The organism is Myxococcus sp. AB036A (assembly GCF_006547355.1).
GTDB classification, from domain to species: Bacteria; Myxococcota; Myxococcia; order Myxococcales; family Myxococcaceae; genus Myxococcus; species Myxococcus virescens.
The window spans coordinates 26,285-43,037 of record NZ_VHLC01000033.1 but is presented as its reverse complement, the minus strand read 5'-3'; the positions used below and the strand labels follow the sequence as shown (position 1 = coordinate 43,037).

Sequence of the window (16,753 nt, the reverse complement as noted above, 5' to 3'; positions counted from 1 at the left end):
GCGTCCGGGACTTCCCAGCGGAGGCAGACCTACCGGGACGCCCCCGCAGCCTGACGCGAGTAGGCGGCGAAGGTCTGGTCGTTCTCGAAGTAGAGCGCGGAGTTGTCCTGGGTGATGCCGATGACGGCCGTCGCCTTGTCCACGGGGCGCTGACTCACCGGGTCCGTCGCGGTCCGGAACGTCGCATCATTCGCGAGCCGGTCCTTGCACATCTCGCAACAGCCGTAATACGTGCGCCCGCTGACCTCGACCGGTATCTGCGGCTGGCCCATGTGCTGGTCGTTCACCATGCAGACAAGGCTGCGGTCCGTGACGAGGGTGAGGTGGCCTTGCTGTCCCGCACTCCGTTCAAGGACTGGAGGCGCTGGCGTCATCTTCATGGTGGGCGCGGCCTGCTGCGTACAGGCCCCCGCGAGCATCATCAGTCCTGCTACAGCCCAGAGATTGGCTCTCATCGTCATGTCTCCCTTTGAAGGGTCTCCGCCAAGTCGGAGTTCACGATTCTCGAGCGGCCGAACGCCTCATGACCTGGCGGAGGCCTGCGCTCCGAGGGAAGTTCGGGGCGATGGTGCGCCTCCGCGCATCGGCGAGCCTTCGAGAATCAAGAAGCGTTTGTTCAGGCGTCTTACTTGCCGAAAGCGCGACGCAAGAGGCCAGGAACAATCCCTGCTCCGAAGCCCATGCCAAGGCCGACGACACCCGATGCGCCCATGCACGCGCAGCCCATGGCGCCGGTAAGGAGCGCGAGTCCGGAGGCGGAGACCCAGAACCAGGGGCCCGCGCGGCGCTGGAGGCTGACCCCCGACACGGCCATGCCCGCGACCACACCGCCGAGCACACACGCAGGGATGCACAGGAAGGAGCAGTTGGCTGTGCCACAGGTGTGCAGGGCGCCGGTGCCGAGCGCGAGCGTGAGCGGGACGAGCCCTGCGATGACGCCAGGCAGGAACGCCTTCTGCGGATCGCGGCCGTGCCAGAGCATCATCGCTCCCATCAGCGCTGTCGCCAGGCCGAACGTGAGAGGTGGCGCGGGCCGGCTCGCGAGAAGGGCGGCAATCGCGGTGACGACGACAATCGGGAGCACGCCCACGAGCGCGCGTCGCAGCCTCGCGAGCTCGTAGGTTCGGCGCACCCGTCGTTGAAGCAGCTGGATGTCAGTCGAGCCCATAGAGCCTCCTGAAAGTCTTTCGGAGCCGGTCCAGTGCGCGCTCCCGGCGCTTTCGCAGCGTGGCGCCAGAGACCGACGCGGCCTCGTCCCAGAACGTGGCGATGAGCACCTCGCGGTCCAACTCGGAGAGCTCTCCCAGGGCGGCCATCGCGGCGGCGGTCAGGTCTCGCTGGAGGAACTCCTCCTCCGCGTGAGGTCCGGCACACGAGGGCATGGCGTCCGCGTGGGATTCGCGACGGCGATCTCGGCGGCGCGCCAGGGTCCGACACTCCCAGCCCGCGATGGCGAGGGCCCAGGGCATCGCCGGACGGGTCTTGTCGAAGTCGGAGGCGCGTTCGAGAATCTTGTGCATCGCTTCCTGGCCGGCGTCAGCGGCGTCTGCTTCGTTCCTGAGCAGGCTCAGGCATAGCTTCTGGATGGGGCCCCAGAGCAACTCGAAGACACGCGTGAACGCGACCCGGTCGCCCTCGGCGAGCCGTGCCATCAGCGCATCGAGTTCAGAGACCGTGCGCACGCTCATGCTGAATGCTTCCGGTTCAGGCCCGTACCTCGAGGGAAGTCACCCTGCTCCCCTGTGAATCGGTCAACCCAGCGACATCGGGGCACGAGCAGGAGCCCTCCGGCCCACGCAAACGACCTGTTCCTGCTCCGGCGCGAAGTCAACAGCGGTCTGCATCAAGAAGGTCCTCTGGGACGGGCCTCGTGCCGTCCTCGCTCCTTCTAGGCGGCACGGGCGATGCGCGTGACAGGCCTTCGTTCGAATTTCCCGGACCGGGCGCAAGGCGTCCCGTCACCCAGGCGCCATCCTGGCAGCGGCCCGCGCCTTCCCTCCCTGGGCATCCGGGCCCCAGGCTGGGTGCGCGCCCCTGGGCCTACCCGGGGTTCAGTCGCTGAGCCTGGGAGGCGCAGGGACGCTGTCACGGAGGGGCTCGGTCGATTTCCTGCAACGGTGTCGCCCGGCCTGTCTCTCCCTGTCAGGAGGGGGTGTTCATTCCCCCACCGTGACTCCTCGGGAGGACGACATGAAGGCGATGACGCGGTACCTGGTGCTTTTCTCCATGCTGGCGGTGGGTTGTGGTGACACGAGCGATGGTGATGGGGACTCCGCACTCAAGTGCGACGCGATCGGGTGGTGTACCTCGTGGGAGTCGGACCAGGCGCCGGTGACGGACGCCCCCGCGCTGAAGGGCGGCTCGGTGACTGACGGGCTGTACCGCCTGGAGCGCGGCTCTGAGGACGCGCGTGCCCTGCTCTTCAAGGGCAAGTCCGTCCTCAAGGTGGGCGGTAGCTGGGGGAACATCCTGGGGACCTGGAAGGTGGATGGGAACCACCTGGTCATCACCACGGCGAGTTCCTGCTACGGGACCAGGGAGGAGGCCTTCAACGAGACCTTCCGTTATGCGTTCGCCGTCAAGGGGGACACGCTGTTCCTGCACGAGGACGAGTTCGAGGACATGCCCATCATGGCCTGGCGCAAGGTGGACTCGCTCTGTCAGGAGAACGCCTCGTTCAACTGCAAGGTGAGCAACTGCACCTGCAAGTACGTGGGGAACTCGTCCTTCGATACCTCGGAAAGGTGCTTCTGAGCCAGGACGTCACGGGCCTCGGGTAACGCCGGGGCCCGCGGTTCAGTCGAGAAGCTGCATCAGGTCCGCGCTGCTTGTCCTGAAGCGTGAGAAACGTCTCCTCCTCCATGCCCTTGCCGCCCGCCTCCAACGCTCGGAGGCGGCCAAGGAAATGGCTTCGGCTCGGACAGCAGCGCGGGATGCTCTCAGCGTGGGTCAGGCGGGTGCCCCTGGCCGCTCGCCCGATTCTTCCGGACGCTGCACCGGGGGCGCCATGAACTCGGGGCCTACGGGCTCGGGCACGGACTCGTTCACCACCGAGTCCGTGTACGTCAGGGCCTCGTCGTCGAGTCTCCAGCCAATCACGTCTCGCAGCGGCTCCAGCTCGCCAGGGTGGCGGGCTCCCCACAGCGCCACCGTGACGCCGGGCTGGTCCAGCACCCAGCGGACCGCGAACGGGAGCACGCCCTTGTCGTAGCGCTCGCGCGCGAACTGCGCGAGCCGCTGGACGGCCTGCAGGTACTGTGCGTAGCGCGGAGGCAGGAACTTGGGGTCGGTCTTTCGCAGGTCGTCTCCTTCGAACCGGGTGTTCTCGTTCATCGTCCCGGTCAGGAGTCCCCGGCAGAGTGCGCCGTAGGTGAGGGTGGCCACGCCGTTCGTGCGGCACCAGGGGATGATGTCCTCCAGGGCTTCCCGCTCGAAGAGGTTGAGCGGGGGCTGCGCCGAGGCGAGCGGCGCCACACGCTGGAACCGCTCCATCGCCTCGATAGAGTAGTTGGAGACGCCGATCGCGCGGATTTTTCCGGCGCGCTGGAGGTCGAGCAGCGCCTGGGCGGTCTCCTCATATGGCGTGGAGAAATCCGGCCAATGGACCTGGTAGAGGTCGACGTAGTCGGTGCGCAGGCGCCTCAGTGAGACCTCGAGCTCCTGGATGACCTGTTGTCGCGACGAGTTGCGGATGACGCCGTCCCCGCGCCGCTCCAGGCCCACCTTGGTGGCCACGACGACCTGCTCACGCCCGCCTCGTTCGGCGAGCGCCCTGCCCACGACTTCCTCCGAGTGCCCGAAGCCGTAGGCCGGCGCGGTGTCGATGAGTGTGATGCCCAGGTCGAGCGCGGCGTGGATGGTCCGCACCGACTCGTCGTCGTCGGCGCCGCCCCACTGCGACCCGCCCATGGCCCAGGTACCCAGGCCCACGCGGCTGGCAGGGGCCGAAATGCAGGAAATCGATGCGTACTCCATGGCTCTCCTCCGTGTGCGTATTGCTGCCTTCGTACGGGGGCTCATCCGGGGGGCGGCGCGGCTTCGGGGCTGGCGTCAGGATGGATGGTGCATCGGCGGTGTCGCTCCGCCGCCCGATCGTCGAATTGCAGCCGTGGGCGGATGAGCGCCCGGCCGGTGGGCAGGGCCTCTTCGGGTTTGCACCGTTGTCCCACCATGCCTGGCTGCGAAACGCCCCCTTCGTGTCATTCGTCGCCCTGGCACATCGGTGTGCACCGCTCACCTGCGAATCAAGCTGTCGCCTGGCGGGGGCAGGGAGCCGACTCGCGCTGCTCGGCTGACGAGGGCGTGGAACTGCCGCACGGTGCGGCTGTCCGGCCCCTGCTTTCCATCGCGAGGGCGTGCCTATTTGAAAGACATACCCGTCATTGAGCGAGGTGCGGCATGCATGCGGTGGCAGTGTTTCCAGGGACGCGTGAGGTTCGCCTCGTCGACCCGCCGGAGCCTCGGCCCGTGACGGGCTCCCAGGTGCTCCTGAAGGTCCTCGAAGTGGGCATCTGCGGCACGGACCGGGAGATCGGCGCCTTTGAATACGGGACGCCTCCTCCGGACTCCGACCACCTCATTCTCGGGCACGAGGCGCTCGCGGAGGTGGTGGAGACGGGCCCGGACGTCACCCTGGTCCGCGAGGGAGACCTCGTGGTCCCCACCGTTCGCCGGCCCTGTCCCCATGCGCGCTGCCGTCCCTGTCGCGCGGAGCGTCAGGACTTCTGTGTCACGGGGGATTTCCGGGAGCGGGGCATCAAGGCGGCGCACGGCTTCCTCCAGGAGTGGGTGGTGGAAGAGGAGGAGCACCTGGTCGTGGTGCCCCGCAAGCTCTCCGATGTGGCGGTGCTGGTGGAGCCGCTCTCCGTGGCCGCCAAGGCCGCGGAGCAGGTACAGGCCATCCAGCGGAGGCTGCCCTGGGAGCGCGCGCGTGTGCGAGCCTTGGCACTCGGCGCCGGACCGGTGGGGCTCCTGGGCGCCATGAGCATGGTGGTGAACCACTTTGACACCTTCGTCTACTCCCTGGAGCCCGCGGCCAGCGAGCGCGCGAACCTCATCCGCTCCTTCGGTGCCACCTACGTCTCCGGACAGGACGTGCTCCTCGGGGAGCTCGGAAAGAAGGTCGGGACGTTCGACATCATCTACGAGGCTGTGGGCGTGTCGAAGGTCGCGTTCGCGGCCCTTGATGCGCTGGGGCCCAATGGGCTGTTCATCTTCACAGGCATTCCCGCGCACGGCGGCTCGAACCCCGTGGATACGGACACCCTGATGCGCAACATCGTGCTGAGGAACCAACTGCTCCTCGGGACTGTGAACGCGAGCCGGAGCGCTTACGAGCTGGCGCTCCGCGAGCTGGAGCAAGCGATGTTCTTGTTCCCTCAGAGCGTGCGCGCCCTCATGACCCATCGGGTTCCCATCCAGGAGGCGCCCGCGCTCCTCACGGGACCCGGTGGCATCAAGCAGGTGGTTCAGCTGGCTTCATGAGTGAGAAGCCCTGGGGCTCCGGCCCGGGGCCTGCTCCGCCGCCGGCCCGGGGCCTTGTGATGGCGGGCCGGCGCGGCTGAGGCTCACTCCGCTGCCCGGGTGCGCCGGGGCGGAGCGTTGCGCGAGCCCGTCTCACATCCCAATGTCCAGACATGTCATCCCCCCTCGAGCACTACGGCCTTATCGGCGACCTGACGACCATTGCACTGGTATCACGGAGCGGCTCCATCGACTGGATGTGCCTGCCGCGCATCGACTCCGATGCCTGCTTCGCCAAGTTGCTCGGCACGAACGAGCATGGCTACTGGAGCCTCCGGCCCGCGGCGGAGGTCCGAGCCGTCCAGCAACGCTACCGGCCGGAGACGTTGGTGTTGGAGACGGAGGTTACCTGTGACGGCGGCCGGGCGCGCATCATCGACTTCATGCCTCCGGGGGAGACTGAGCACGACATCATCCGCATCGTCGAGGGGCTCGAAGGTGAGGTCCCAATGCACTCCGACCTCAGGGTGCGCTTTGCCTATGGCAAGTTGACCCCCTGGATTCAGTGCAACAGCCACCGCGCCACCCTGACCTCGGGGCCGGATGCGCTCGCATACAGCAGCCCGGTTCCGCTCGTACCGGACTGGGATGAGTCCCGCCTGGAAGCGGACTTTGTCGTCCGCGCGGGTGAGCGGCTCCCCTGCTCGCTGACGTTCTATGCGTCGCACATGGCTGCGCCGGGGCACCCGGTCGATGCGGAGCGGGACCTGGTGCGGACTGAGCAGTACTGGCGTGAATGGGCGAGCCGGTGCCGATACAAGGGCTCTTTTCGCGACGCCGTGGTGCGCTCGCTCATCACCTTGAAGGCGCTCACCTATGAGCCGACCGGAGGCATCGTCGCGGCACCGACCACGTCGCTCCCCGAAGAACTCGGCGGAGTCCGAAACTGGGACTACCGCTACTGCTGGCTTCGAGACGCATCCCTCACGCTCGAGGCGCTGATGCGGGGAGGCTACCTCGATGAGGCGCGGGCCTGGCGCGACTGGCTGCTGCGTGCCGTCGCTGGTGCTCCGGCTGAGGCGCAGATCATGTACGGCGTCGCCGGCGAGCACCGTCTCCCCGAGGTCGAGCTGCCATGGCTTCCCGGCTACGAGGAGTCCCGGCCGGTGCGCATCGGAAATGGCGCGTACGGCCAGTTCCAGCTCGACGTCTATGGTGAAACGCTGAACGCGATGTACGAGGCGCGCGTGTACGGGGTGCCGGAGGCCGGCTCACTCCCCTGGGACACGCTGAAGGTGCTCGTCGACTTCGTGGAGACGAGCTGGCAGCGTCCGGACGAGGGCATCTGGGAGATCCGCAGCGAGCGCCAGCTTCACTTCACGCACTCGAAGCTCATGGCGTGGGTCGCGGTGGATCGAGGCGTCCGCTTCGTCGAGCAGTTCGGTGCCAACGCGCCGGAGAAGCTGAAAAAGCGCCTGCCTCGCTGGCGCGCGCTGCGCGAGGAGATCCGCGCCGACATCCTGGCGCGTGCCTACAACTCGCGCGTGGGAGCCTTCACGCAGTCCTATGGCTCGGACGCCCTCGACGCGAGCGTGCTCCTGATTCCGCACATGGGCTTCCTGCGTGCGGATGACCCGCGCATGTTGGGCACCGTCGCCGCCATCGAGAAGGGCCTCACCAAGGCTGGGTTGGTGGAGCGCTACTTGACCGAGACGGGCGTGGACGGACTGGCGGGCCATGAGGCCACGTTCCTCATCTGCAGCTTCTGGCTCGTCGACAACTACACCATGGTTGGGCGCCTCGACGAGGCGGGGGCGCTGTTCCAGCGCCTCGTCTCCATCCGGAACGACCTCGGGCTCCTGGCCGAGGAGTACCACCCCGGGCTGCACCGCCAGCTTGGCAACTTCCCACAGGCGTTCTCCCATGTCGGGCTCATCAACAGCGCTGTGTTGCTAGAGGCCAAGCGGGCAGGGCGGGACGTGTCGTTCGCCGCCATGGCCGCCGCGAGCATGCACTAGGCGCTCGACAACCACTCCCGAGCCCCACTTGGCCAGGGCACGTGCCCCTGTGTCAGGGATGCTGTCGCCTCGGCTGACGTGCCGAGCTGACCACTCGAAGGGAGCCGTGGGTGAGCTCTCAGGCACGGCGAGCGATCCGCTGCCAGCCAAGGAGCGTAAGTGCCTGGCCGCCGCCGAGAAGCGGGTCAAGGAACTCGAGCGGGAGCTGCATCGCAAGGAGAAGGAGACCGCGAGGATGTGGCCACCACCGAGGGTAGCCTATCAGTTGGAGCACCTGTTTGGCAGTTGCCGCTCCCACGAGCGCCGGTCGCCATCTTGTGTCCCACGTGACATGCAGCGCTTGTCGATGCTGCGACCTCCAGCGGGGGCCTGCTCATGTGTTAGCGGTCGTGCGCAGCGCCGCGAGGAATTGCTGCACGACCGGCGAGTTCGCTTGGCCGTCGTACACGAATTCGACGTCGAAGCGGCCGTCGAGCTCGTCAATCGGGACCAGTCGCACCGTGCGCGGGCACGTCGGTGAAATGCTCTCCGGAACGAACGCGTAGCCCATTCCGGCTGCAACGAGTCCGATGAGCGTCGGGATGTCGCTGCCGACCTGCGCGATGCGCGGCGTGAAGCCGGCCCGCCGGCACTGCTCGAGCAAGAACCGGTGATGCGCTGCGGACCGTAGTGGGTCGAACCAAACGAACGGCGCGCCTGCGAGTTCGGCCAGTTGACGAGGCGCGCGGAAGCGCTGGCCCGGTGTGGATAGCATCGCGAGCACGAATCGGTCGCGTAGCAGCCGCATGCCTGACAGATGCGGTGCCTCGCTCTGTCGCCACGCCATGATGCCGCCATCGAGATCGCCGCGTGATATCGCAGTCGCCTGCTCGGCTGATAGCATTGGCGTGATTGACAGCCTTACGTCCGGGCAGGCGCTCCGGAAGGCCTTGAGGACGTTCGACACCATCGGCAACGGGAAGTAATTCGGTAGCACGCCGAGACGCAGCTCGCCGAGCTGCCCAGCCGCGCTGCGCAGCGCACGTTCGCGGCTGCCCTGCAGCTCGGCGAGTAGGCGCGTCGCGTCTTGCAGGAAGCTCGCGCCGGCTGCTGTGAGTGCGATGCCCGTCGAGCGGCGGATGAGTAGTGGGGTGCCGACCGCTTCCTCAAGCTCGCGGATCTGCCGGGAAAGCGCGGGTTGAACAATCCCGACTGCGCGGGCGCCGGCCATCATGCTGCCGGCCTCAGCGACCGCCACAAAGTAGCGCAGATGGCGCAGTTCGACCTGTCGCATGAGATGACTGTCCGTTCCGTCGATATGCTCAATAGGCATGACGGTCTGCACTGAAGAGTATTGGAAAGTATGAGTGGCGCAGCTTAGGTTGTCCAGTGCCACGATAACTGTCCGCATGTTTCGGACGTTTGTCGCACTGCGTTTATGCCACTTCATATTCAGACTCCTTACATCCGTTCGCAAGCTGCATCTCGCCGGCTCGGCAAAGACGTCTTGTTCAAGCTCGAGGCGATGCAGCCATCCGGCTCGTTCAAGCTGCGCGGCGTCGGTGCGGTATGTGACGCGCGGCGCGCGGCAGGCTCCCGTCGCTTCGTGTCGTCGTCGGGCGGCAATGCGGGCATTGCGGTTGCCTATGCGGGGCGCGAACTCGGCGTGCCGGTGCTCGTCGTTGTTCCGGAGAGCACGTCCGCGCGCGCACGCGACTTGATCCGCCTCGAAGGCGCGGAGTTGCTCGTCCACGGTGCGTCTTGGGCAGAGGCGAACATGTTTGCGCAATCCGTGCTCAGCCCTCATGACGCGTTCGTGCATCCATTCGACGAGCCAGAGCTGTGGCAGGGCCATTCAACGATGATCGACGAGATGGCGGAAGCCGGACCGAAGCCCGACGCCGTCGTGCTGGCAGTTGGCGGCGGCGGGTTGCTGTGCGGCGTTCTCGAAGGGCTGGTTCGCAATGGCTGGGGCGATGTGCCGGTTGTCGCGGCCGAGACCCAAGGCGCGGACTGCTATGCGCGCTCGATTGCGCAGGGTCGGCCAGTCGAATTGCCTGCGATTACGAGTGTCGCCACGTCGCTCGGCGCGAAGCGGCCTTGCGACGCGGCGGTTGAGTGGGCGACGCGCCATGCGGTCGAGAACATCGTTGTGTCCGATGCGGCAGCAGTGGCCGCCTCACTGCGGTTTCTCGACGAACACCGGATTCTGGTGGAGCCCGCGTGCGGGGCCGCACTGGCCGCGCTCGACGCGGCATCGACGGTGCTTGCCGCCGCGTCACGCATCGCGGTGATCGTCTGCGGTGGCGTCACGGCGACGGTTGAGCATCTGCAGGCATTGAGGAGCCGGGAGCGATGACAGCGGGTAGAGCGCAACTCATGGCTCGCCCTGAGCCTTTGAGGGCGATTCCGCCTCCGCTTCGCCAGCACGGGCCTTCGCTAGACCCGTGCGCGCCGTGACGGAGCAACCGGATTCAGGGGTGGAATCGTTACTCCGGCCATTTTTTCACTCAACGAGCCTCACAAAGCCTTGCCGAGACAGGGACCACGTCCCTCCTTGTTGGATGGGGGACTCGTACTGCTTGAAGAGATCCGCGTAGGCGCGGTCCGCACCGTTGTTCTTGGCCGACATCGAGAGGGATGCCAGCCCTGGAGGGAGTCGGGTTACAGGCGACAGCTCCGCGGGTAGCTCGAATGGCGTGAACGATGTCCTGTTGCTAGGGGCCGTCAATCTCCAGACGAGTTGGTGGTCGCTGCTTTGAGCGTTGAGATACGCATGCACCACCTGCGCGGTGGGGACCACGTTCCACGCCAACGTGAATCCCTCGGTCCGAGCGACGGCCGGCGCCTCCATGGTGCCGAGTGGAATCGAGGTGAGTTGAAGGGGAGGGGGGATTGTCACGACAGGGGACGAGCCGCCCTCCGTGAGGACCGTTGCGCTCGCGGAGGTGACTCCAGCTGCTCCATCGGAACCCACGATCACTGTCGTGACCACCCGGAGGAGGTCGAATGGCGGGGTGAGCGACATCGAGGGAAGCTGGAGCGGCGGAGCGCCGGTCGCCATACTGCTGAAGAGGTACATGGTGCCGAGTTTGTAATCCATCGTGACGAGGGCCTCCGTGCCGTAGGGTTCGATGTTCTCCACGTTGACCTGCTGAAACTGGTCCTCGGCGCGGTCCAGGGCGATCTCCACGTCGTCAAGTGTCTGCCCGGCCTGGAGCGTGATGTTGCTCTTGAGTCCGAAACGACGTGTCGATTTCACGTACTCCATGGCAAAGAGATGCACAGGCATGACTCCGCTCCCCGAAATATCAATTTCGAACGAGCCGTCTATTGCCGCCCTCGTGGAGTTGCCATGGCCCTGCTGGTCGGCGCTCGCGACGATGACATCTTGGACGACGCTGGTCCTCCCGGTGATGCGCCCCTTGAGGGTGGCTTGTCCCGTCACTCCTCCGGTATCCTCTTTCGTGTATTGCTGGAGCCAGACTTCTGGCTGCTCCAGGGCGAGGTAGGTGTCGGCGAAGGTCTTCTCCGTGGAAACCGCCAGCAGGGTGACATCCTGTGGACCCTGGATGTCGGGATCCACGAAGCGCGCGACACCATCCTGGCCGAGTGGCTGCCGGAACCGGCTCCCATCCCCAAGCAGGACATAGATGCCGACGAGCTGGCTCGGGTCGCCGATGTCCTCCCAGAGTCGCGAGTGGACTGTCAGCGAGCCCTGGATGGGAGCGTTCGATGGCCCTGGCTCGGCAGGTGGCGGCTTGCCAGGTTTGTCGCCGCAGGCCATGAGGAACAGCACAATGAGCGGAAGTAGTCGGTGCATGTGTCGGCTCCGGGATCGGGATGGTCTGGGTCGGACGAGAAGGACATGGGTGCTACCTCGCGAAGCAGTCGGTGTGCCATGCGGCGCCACGGCCGAGGCAGCGTGTTCTCTCGAGGGGTTATCGAAGGGGGTTGCCATGGCCCCGCTTCTCCGAAGGTGGCACCGTGCCTTCGCGGTGCGTACGTGGAGATGCGGTGGGCAGGGAAGACATGCCATGACACCGGAGCATCTTCTGCGCGACCGAGACGTCTCGAAAGCCAGAGGGGGCATGGACTGTCGAGCCATGGTTCGCTTCGCTCGTAAGGCGGAAGTGACTTCCCTGTGTAACTATTCCGGCAGGCTTCCGGCGGCGTCACCACGATGATGACTATGAGCGAGGGATGGACTCCGGGATTGACATCCTCGCTGTTACTCGGAGAAGTCGAACTCGACCTCGACAGAGCCGGAACCCTCCGTGGGGTCGAGCTCCATCAGGCGTGCGCGCATCGTGCCCCAAGCCCAGTACACGGGGAAATTGGAGGTACCATCGTCGGCGGCCGCTATCGCCGTGAGTGTCAAGGTGCAGCTGCCCGTTTGGCTGCCTTCCTCGTGTTCCGAGTCCCATCGCCGGTCATTCGAACTTATGAAGACACCGCAGTCGACCGACTCCGATGGCCCCGTGAACGTGCCGGTCTCGGGCTTCTGACGCACGCGGGTGCCGACTTGGAGGACGATGGGTTCTTCCACGAGGGGATCGAGGAGGAACGAGAAGGTGTTGAATCGTTTGGAGTGGATGAGCGAGCCTCTTGGGCACGCGGCTGTCGCGGTGATGGCGCCCGTCACCCTCGCGGTACACGTGGTGCTGCGTTGCGTAGTCGAAGGTGTGTCCGCCGGCGGCGAGTGACTCTCTCCACAGCCGACCAGAAGCGCGGCGCCCAGTGTGGCCCTACCTAGCGTGATATTCATATGTCCTCGCGTTTCTTTGGTGTGTCGTTGCGATGATTCGACGGGCTCTATGGGAGCGGAAGAAGCATGTGGAGGCGGAGTGGAGTCGCCCCCGCCAACTCGGACACGGTCAAGCCTCGCGCGGTCATCGGCTCGTGGCCTCGAGGGGGCGTCGCCGGAGCCGTGGGCTCGCAACCCACTGGGGACAGTGGCACCGGCGAGACTCCCAGGAGACCTCGCAGCCACCATTCAGAGCGAATGGGACATGAGTCACCTCCGCTCGCGAGTCTCGCCCTGAGGGTGTGACCCAACTGTGACGACGCGAGGGCCGTGCGCCCATCGACGTGCTGAGATGGAGGGCGTGGTGCGATGGCCGTTCACCCTAGAACATATTGCCGAAGGCGAGGTTGATGCGTGCACGAGTACGATTTGATCGCGGACTGGTATGCATCCCAACGCGCAGGCCGCATGGGCGTCCCGGAAGTGACAGCGCTTGCGGCGTCACTTCCGGCCGATGCCTGGGTGCTGGACGTCGGTTGCGGCACTGGACTGCCGCTGACGCGGGTGCTGCTGGAGCATGGCTGCCACGTGATGGGCGTGGATAGCTCCCGCGAGTTGCTGGCGCGATTTCAGGTGAACTTCCCCCACGTGCCCGTGAGCTGTGCGCCCATCCAGTCGTGTGAGCTTCAGGAGCGGGTGTTCGACGCCGCGATCGCGTGGGGAGTCCTGTTCCACCTGCGCCACGAAGAGCAGGAACAGGCGATCGCCAATATCGCGAGGGCATTGAAACCTGGCGCCGCGTTCCTCTTCACCTCGGGCGACGTCCACGGCTCCATCGACGGCGCGCCGATGAATGACGTGCCGTTCCGCTATCACTCGTACAGCGTCGACGGGTATCGCGACCTGCTGCGCGCGCACAGGCTCACGCTGGAAGCGACGCACACGGACGCAGGCGGGAACGTCTACTACCTGTCGCGCAAGACTGGATAAGGTGGCTTCTCGCTTCCTGCTTGCGTCCCTTACGTTCCCGCAGTGGAGGGCCCACTCTCAATCCGGTCCATTTTTCGGGAGCATGTCACAGGCTCACAGCTCGACCATGACCCCGGCCGCGATGACAGCCAGGACGAACACCGAAATCGCGGTATAGATGTAGTCGCGCTCGCGCAGGGACATGACCAGCATCAGCGCCACACGCGCGATGGGCAAGATGATGAACACGGCCACACCGGTTTTCATCACGTCGTAGCCGCTGAGGCTGGGGGCGAGAACACTCCAGAAGTCATGTGTCGCGCCCAAGGCCATCCCGGCGGCAACGAGCGCTGAAGCAAGCCAAGTACCGTTCCAAAGCAGTCCGGCGATGCTCTGCTCGCTTCGAGCAAGGCGATTGGTCGTAGACTTCATGCCGACCCTCCAAGGAACTGAACACCCAGGGCGCTCAGGAGCATCTGAACTGCAAGCAGGGAGAGGATCACCACGAAGGAGATGCGAATCTTCTCAGCGGGCAGCCTCATCAGCAAACGCGCCCCGACGAGCGCCCCGACGACTGAGCCAAGTGCGACAGGCCCCGCAATGCCGATGTCGATATCGCCTCGCACGAAGTAGGCGCCAGCGCTCGCTGCGGCCGTCACGCCGATCATGAAGTTCGATGTGGCAGACGAGACCTTGATGGGCAGCCGCAAGGCGGTATCCATGGCAGGGATTTTGAGCACGCCGGAGCCGATGCCGAGCAGCGCCGAAATCACGCCAGCCCCGTACATCAGCGCCAGGCTGATCGGCACGTGACCAACTTGATAAGGCACGTCGCGGCCCGATGCATGGTCGGGAAAGCTCGAATGCAGGCGTAGCACCGTGGCCAGACTCTTCACGTTCGGCCCGTTGGTATCGACCACTTCCACTTCGCGCCGCCGCGCTAGCATCTGCTTTGCGGATAGCGCCAAGATAAAAGCAAAGAGGCCGTACAGAAACGAATTCGAGACGATGCCGATCAGGAACACGCCTGTCAGCGCGCCGAGTGTGGTGACTGTCTCAAGGACGATCGCAAGCCGAATATTGGTCAGGCGCCTTTTCAGGAGCGGCGCAGCGCTGCCGCACGAACAGGCAATCACCGAGATGATGCTCGCGCCGATCGCCACGTGAATGTCGACGCTGAAGAACAGCGTGAGGATTGGCACGATGAAGATGCCGCTGGCCATGCCAAGCACACCGCCGAGGGCACTCGCGCCAAATGCGGCCGCGAACAGCCAGAAGACCATCGTGGAGTTCATTGACGTGTCTCCGGCTCATGACCGTACGCGTGGACGCCGGGACAAGCGAGTGATGAACCTGATGAGGTCGCCGCGATAGTGGAGCCTCTCGTAGTCGATGGGGCGAGACCCTTCGGTATAGGACGTGCGCTCGATCAGGAAGACCGGGTTGCCGGGCTCCACGGCGAGGGCCTGGGCAACGGTCGGAGTGGCTGTGATGGCTTCAAGCCGGTATTCGGCCTCAATCAGTGGCAGGTGGTATCGTTCTTCGAGCAGCGCGAAGATTGGCTCGGTTTCCAGATCGTGGGTGACGATCTTCTCCCCTAGCTCGCGCGGCAGATAGGTTTCATCGAAGGACATGGCCAAGCCGTCGGCGAGCCGCACGCGTTGGATACGCATGACGAGGCTGCCGGGCGACACGGCGAGTTGCCGGGCAACGTCAGCATCAGCTGGGACGATTTGACTATCCAGGAGCCGAGCGGTCGGGGTGCGGCCGAGTGCCTGCATGTCCTCGACGAAGCCCGTCAGCTCGGTCAGTTCTTGGATGATCTTGGGCTGCGCGACGAAGGTACCTACGCCGCGCCGGATCTCCACCAAGCCACGAGCCACGAGGTTCTCGATCGCTTTTCGGACTGTCGTTCGGCTAACGCCGAACCGCTCAATCAAGCGGTCTTCCGTGGGAAGTTGGCTGCGAGGAGGGAGGACGCCAGCTGCGATTTCAGACGCAAGCGTCAGTTCGACTTTTGCATAAAGGGGGTTGGATTCACGCGTGGCACCCATCATGACATCACGACATCATGATGTCGTGATGTCAATGCTCCTCTCAAGCGAGAAGACGCCCTGATGTGCATGGTCGCTTCCTGATTCAGGACTCGACGAGTCCTTCTCGGGTTCACCCTGCGTGCGTTGGCTGGAGCTGAGCGGGGAGCAGAGGGCGGTCCATGGCACCACTGGCACCAGGGGCCGCCCGGGGCCAGGCAGTTCACAGCGAGCTTGTCGTCATGGGGGCAGAGCGCCTGGCGTGCCTTCTGCCAGGATGCCAGCGAGCGCGGCGATGTGCCGCTCGTCGGTGCCACAACACCCGCCGAGCACGCGTGTGCCGAGTTCCGCATGGACGCGAGCCATCTCCCGCGCAAAAGCGTCCGGGGGCGCGCAGTCGAGCTCCGCGCGCCCGTCGAGCTCCTCGGGCGAGAGTCGAGAGGTGTTGGCCTGCAGGCCCACCACCCGCGCGCCGAGGGAGGGCGAGGCGGCCAGTTGGTGCGATAGGCCCTCGCGGAAGACGGAGGGGTGGACGCAATTCACCATGTACGCGGTTGGGCGCGCGTCGGGCAGGGCGTCGATGCGCGCGACGGCCTCGGCCAGTGGGGTCCCGTCGAGCAGCGTCCCGGTGGGGCGGAGGACGAAGCTCAGCAGGAACGGCGCCCCGGTGCGCGCCATCGCCAGGGCGAGGCCCTCTGCCTCCGAGAGGGCCGGCAGCGCCTGGGCCACGAGGAAGTCCACTCCAGCACGCGAGAGCGCCTCCACGTGGGGCGCATGGAAGGCTGCCGCCTCCTGGCGGGGCAGTGCTTCCGCGGGCTGGTAGGCATCCCCGCGGCACCCGACGAGCCCGCCGATGAAGACACGCGTCTCCCGCTCGCCGAGCTCATCGCGCAGGCCCGCCAGCAGCCTCACCGCCTCGGTGAAGACGTCCCGGCCAGCGAGGCCCGCGCGCGCGAGCCGTTCCGCGTTCGCGCGCCAGGTGGGCGTGAGGAGGAGGGTGGGCAGGCCATGATGCAGGCCGATGTCGCGGTAGTTACGGTAGATGGCTGCGAGCGCCTCGCGTCCCTCTGGCTCAAAGAGGAGGCTCGCGTTGGCCACGTGCGGGTCCAACAGGCCCGCGGGGTGGCGGCGCAGGCGCTCGACCACGGAGCCCTCGGTGAGTATCCGCGGTGCGTTGTGCAGGGCATCAAGGAACGCCGCGTGCTTCGCCAGGCCACCCATTAGCGGGCCCCCTTCATCGTCAGCACCATCCGAAACCTCGCCTCGCCGGACCTCATTCGGGAATATGCCTCGCCTGCCTTCTCGAGTGGCATCGTTTCGATGAGTGGCCGGACGTCGGCGAGGATGCTGGATAGTCGTGCCCCCTCTTCCGAGAACGTCCCCGACATGGCGAGGAGCTCCTCGCTGCCTGGGGGCGCATGCCGCGGAAACCGCGAGCGTTTGGCGTACCGCACGATGCTGGTTGCTCGCGCCTGTTCTCCCCTCAGGCGGTCGAGCATCATCCGCTCGACACTGCCCTGGGGTGACGCCACCCACCGATATGG

17 protein-coding genes are annotated in these 16,753 nt (G+C 65.9%); 5 read left to right on the top strand and 12 right to left on the bottom strand.

The window, feature by feature from the left end; all coding sequences use genetic code 11:
* Positions 1-29: 29 nt before the first annotated feature.
* The 3 genes from FL344_RS15905 to FL344_RS15895 all read right to left on the bottom strand — a co-directional run bounded on the left by FL344_RS15905 (position 30) and on the right by FL344_RS15895 (position 1,688).
* A complete protein-coding gene (locus FL344_RS15905) occupies positions 30-455 on the bottom strand; it encodes a hypothetical protein (protein WP_228565090.1) in 426 nt (141 codons plus the stop codon).
* A 170-nt stretch (positions 456-625) separates the two neighbouring features.
* On the bottom strand, positions 626-1,168 hold the full coding sequence (locus FL344_RS15900; protein ID WP_141619127.1) for a hypothetical protein: 543 nt from the start codon (positions 1,166-1,168) through the stop codon (positions 626-628).
* The gene (locus FL344_RS15895; RefSeq protein WP_141619126.1) at positions 1,155-1,688 is read right to left on the bottom strand and encodes an RNA polymerase sigma factor; all 534 of its coding nucleotides are present in this window, start codon (positions 1,686-1,688) and stop codon (positions 1,155-1,157) included. Before FL344_RS15895 ends, FL344_RS15900 begins: the two co-directional genes overlap by 14 nt.
* 481 nt (positions 1,689-2,169) lie before the next feature.
* Between FL344_RS15895 and FL344_RS15890 the strand changes: the two genes are divergently transcribed.
* Positions 2,170-2,754 (top strand): hypothetical protein, encoded by a 585-nt coding sequence (locus FL344_RS15890; protein ID WP_228565089.1) that lies wholly within the window; start codon positions 2,170-2,172, stop codon positions 2,752-2,754.
* A gap of 195 nt (positions 2,755-2,949) precedes the next feature.
* Here FL344_RS15890 and FL344_RS15885 read toward each other — a convergent pair whose 3' ends face one another.
* On the bottom strand, positions 2,950-3,975 hold the full coding sequence (locus FL344_RS15885; RefSeq protein ID WP_141589935.1) for an aldo/keto reductase: 1,026 nt from the start codon (positions 3,973-3,975) through the stop codon (positions 2,950-2,952).
* 423 nt (positions 3,976-4,398) lie between these two features.
* Here FL344_RS15885 and FL344_RS15880 point away from each other — a divergent pair, with 423 nt between their 5' ends.
* Positions 4,399-5,484 carry a glucose 1-dehydrogenase gene (locus FL344_RS15880; RefSeq protein ID WP_141619124.1) on the top strand — a complete coding sequence of 362 codons (1,086 nt, stop codon included), beginning with the start codon at positions 4,399-4,401 and terminating at the stop codon, positions 5,482-5,484.
* A 152-nt stretch (positions 5,485-5,636) separates the two neighbouring features.
* The gene (locus tag FL344_RS15875) at positions 5,637-7,481 is read left to right on the top strand and encodes a glycoside hydrolase family 15 protein (RefSeq protein ID WP_141619123.1); all 1,845 of its coding nucleotides are present in this window, start codon (positions 5,637-5,639) and stop codon (positions 7,479-7,481) included.
* Positions 7,482-7,854: 373 nt separating this feature from the next.
* On the opposite strand, the gene FL344_RS15870 is transcribed toward FL344_RS15875, so the two are convergent.
* Positions 7,855-8,793 carry a LysR family transcriptional regulator gene (locus FL344_RS15870; RefSeq protein ID WP_228565088.1) on the bottom strand — a complete coding sequence of 313 codons (939 nt, stop codon included), beginning with the start codon at positions 8,791-8,793 and terminating at the stop codon, positions 7,855-7,857.
* Positions 8,794-8,898: 105 nt separating this feature from the next.
* On the opposite strand from FL344_RS15870, the gene FL344_RS15865 reads away from it, so the two are divergent.
* The gene (locus FL344_RS15865) at positions 8,899-9,819 is read left to right on the top strand and encodes a pyridoxal-phosphate dependent enzyme (RefSeq protein ID WP_141619122.1); all 921 of its coding nucleotides are present in this window, start codon (positions 8,899-8,901) and stop codon (positions 9,817-9,819) included.
* 147 nt (positions 9,820-9,966) lie between these two features.
* On the opposite strand, the gene FL344_RS15860 is transcribed toward FL344_RS15865, so the two are convergent.
* Together FL344_RS15860 and FL344_RS15855 are read right to left on the bottom strand one after the other, a co-directional pair.
* Positions 9,967-11,283, bottom strand: a complete 1,317-nt coding sequence (locus FL344_RS15860) for a hypothetical protein (protein ID WP_141619121.1) — start codon at positions 11,281-11,283, stop codon at positions 9,967-9,969.
* Between the two features lie 408 nt (positions 11,284-11,691).
* Positions 11,692-12,009: a hypothetical protein gene (locus FL344_RS15855; RefSeq protein ID WP_194863126.1), complete on the bottom strand. Its 318-nt coding sequence runs from the start codon at positions 12,007-12,009 to the stop codon at positions 11,692-11,694.
* Positions 12,010-12,621: 612 nt separating this feature from the next.
* Between FL344_RS15855 and FL344_RS15850 the strand changes: the two genes are divergently transcribed.
* Positions 12,622-13,197 (top strand): class I SAM-dependent methyltransferase, encoded by a 576-nt coding sequence (locus FL344_RS15850; protein ID WP_141619119.1) that lies wholly within the window; start codon positions 12,622-12,624, stop codon positions 13,195-13,197.
* Positions 13,198-13,290: 93 nt separating this feature from the next.
* Here the strand turns inward: FL344_RS15850 and FL344_RS15845 are convergent, their stop codons facing one another.
* The 5 genes from FL344_RS15845 to FL344_RS15825 all read right to left on the bottom strand — a co-directional run bounded on the left by FL344_RS15845 (position 13,291) and on the right by FL344_RS15825 (position 16,708).
* Positions 13,291-13,608 (bottom strand): DUF1634 domain-containing protein, encoded by a 318-nt coding sequence (locus tag FL344_RS15845; RefSeq protein WP_141589946.1) that lies wholly within the window; start codon positions 13,606-13,608, stop codon positions 13,291-13,293.
* Complete coding sequence (locus FL344_RS15840) at positions 13,605-14,471, bottom strand: sulfite exporter TauE/SafE family protein (protein ID WP_141619118.1); 867 nt, start codon at positions 14,469-14,471, stop codon at positions 13,605-13,607. The genes FL344_RS15845 and FL344_RS15840 overlap by 4 nt, the downstream gene beginning before the upstream one ends.
* A 15-nt stretch (positions 14,472-14,486) precedes the next feature.
* Complete coding sequence (locus tag FL344_RS15835) at positions 14,487-15,233, bottom strand: GntR family transcriptional regulator (RefSeq protein WP_228557890.1); 747 nt, start codon at positions 15,231-15,233, stop codon at positions 14,487-14,489.
* 216 nt (positions 15,234-15,449) lie between these two features.
* A complete protein-coding gene (locus FL344_RS15830; protein WP_141619117.1) occupies positions 15,450-16,430 on the bottom strand; it encodes a homocysteine S-methyltransferase family protein in 981 nt (326 codons plus the stop codon).
* Positions 16,430-16,708 (bottom strand): cupin domain-containing protein, encoded by a 279-nt coding sequence (locus FL344_RS15825; protein ID WP_255508208.1) that lies wholly within the window; start codon positions 16,706-16,708, stop codon positions 16,430-16,432. Before FL344_RS15825 ends, FL344_RS15830 begins: the two co-directional genes overlap by 1 nt.
* Positions 16,709-16,753: the final 45 nt, after the last annotated feature.

What these genes read in the sequence shown, in the direction of transcription:
- FL344_RS15865 (WP_141619122.1), top strand. Translation starts at nt 8,899, where the DNA reads ATGCCACTTCATATTCAGACTCCTTACATCCGTTCGCAAGCTGCATCT.
- FL344_RS15840 (WP_141619118.1), bottom strand. Translation starts at nt 14,471, where the DNA reads ATGAACTCCACGATGGTCTTCTGGCTGTTCGCGGCCGCATTTGGCGCG.
- FL344_RS15900 (WP_141619127.1), bottom strand. Translation starts at nt 1,168, where the DNA reads ATGGGCTCGACTGACATCCAGCTGCTTCAACGACGGGTGCGCCGAACC.
- FL344_RS15875 (WP_141619123.1), top strand. Translation starts at nt 5,637, where the DNA reads ATGTCATCCCCCCTCGAGCACTACGGCCTTATCGGCGACCTGACGACC.
- FL344_RS15885 (WP_141589935.1), bottom strand. Translation starts at nt 3,975, where the DNA reads ATGGAGTACGCATCGATTTCCTGCATTTCGGCCCCTGCCAGCCGCGTG.
- FL344_RS15835 (WP_228557890.1), bottom strand. Translation starts at nt 15,233, where the DNA reads ATGATGGGTGCCACGCGTGAATCCAACCCCCTTTATGCAAAAGTCGAA.
- FL344_RS15895 (WP_141619126.1), bottom strand. Translation starts at nt 1,688, where the DNA reads ATGAGCGTGCGCACGGTCTCTGAACTCGATGCGCTGATGGCACGGCTC.
- FL344_RS15830 (WP_141619117.1), bottom strand. Translation starts at nt 16,430, where the DNA reads ATGGGTGGCCTGGCGAAGCACGCGGCGTTCCTTGATGCCCTGCACAAC.
- FL344_RS15905 (WP_228565090.1), bottom strand. Translation starts at nt 455, where the DNA reads ATGAGAGCCAATCTCTGGGCTGTAGCAGGACTGATGATGCTCGCGGGG.
- FL344_RS15845 (WP_141589946.1), bottom strand. Translation starts at nt 13,608, where the DNA reads ATGAAGTCTACGACCAATCGCCTTGCTCGAAGCGAGCAGAGCATCGCC.
- FL344_RS15870 (WP_228565088.1), bottom strand. Translation starts at nt 8,793, where the DNA reads ATGCCTATTGAGCATATCGACGGAACGGACAGTCATCTCATGCGACAG.
- FL344_RS15880 (WP_141619124.1), top strand. Translation starts at nt 4,399, where the DNA reads ATGCATGCGGTGGCAGTGTTTCCAGGGACGCGTGAGGTTCGCCTCGTC.
- FL344_RS15860 (WP_141619121.1), bottom strand. Translation starts at nt 11,283, where the DNA reads ATGCACCGACTACTTCCGCTCATTGTGCTGTTCCTCATGGCCTGCGGC.
- FL344_RS15825 (WP_255508208.1), bottom strand. Translation starts at nt 16,708, where the DNA reads ATGCTCGACCGCCTGAGGGGAGAACAGGCGCGAGCAACCAGCATCGTG.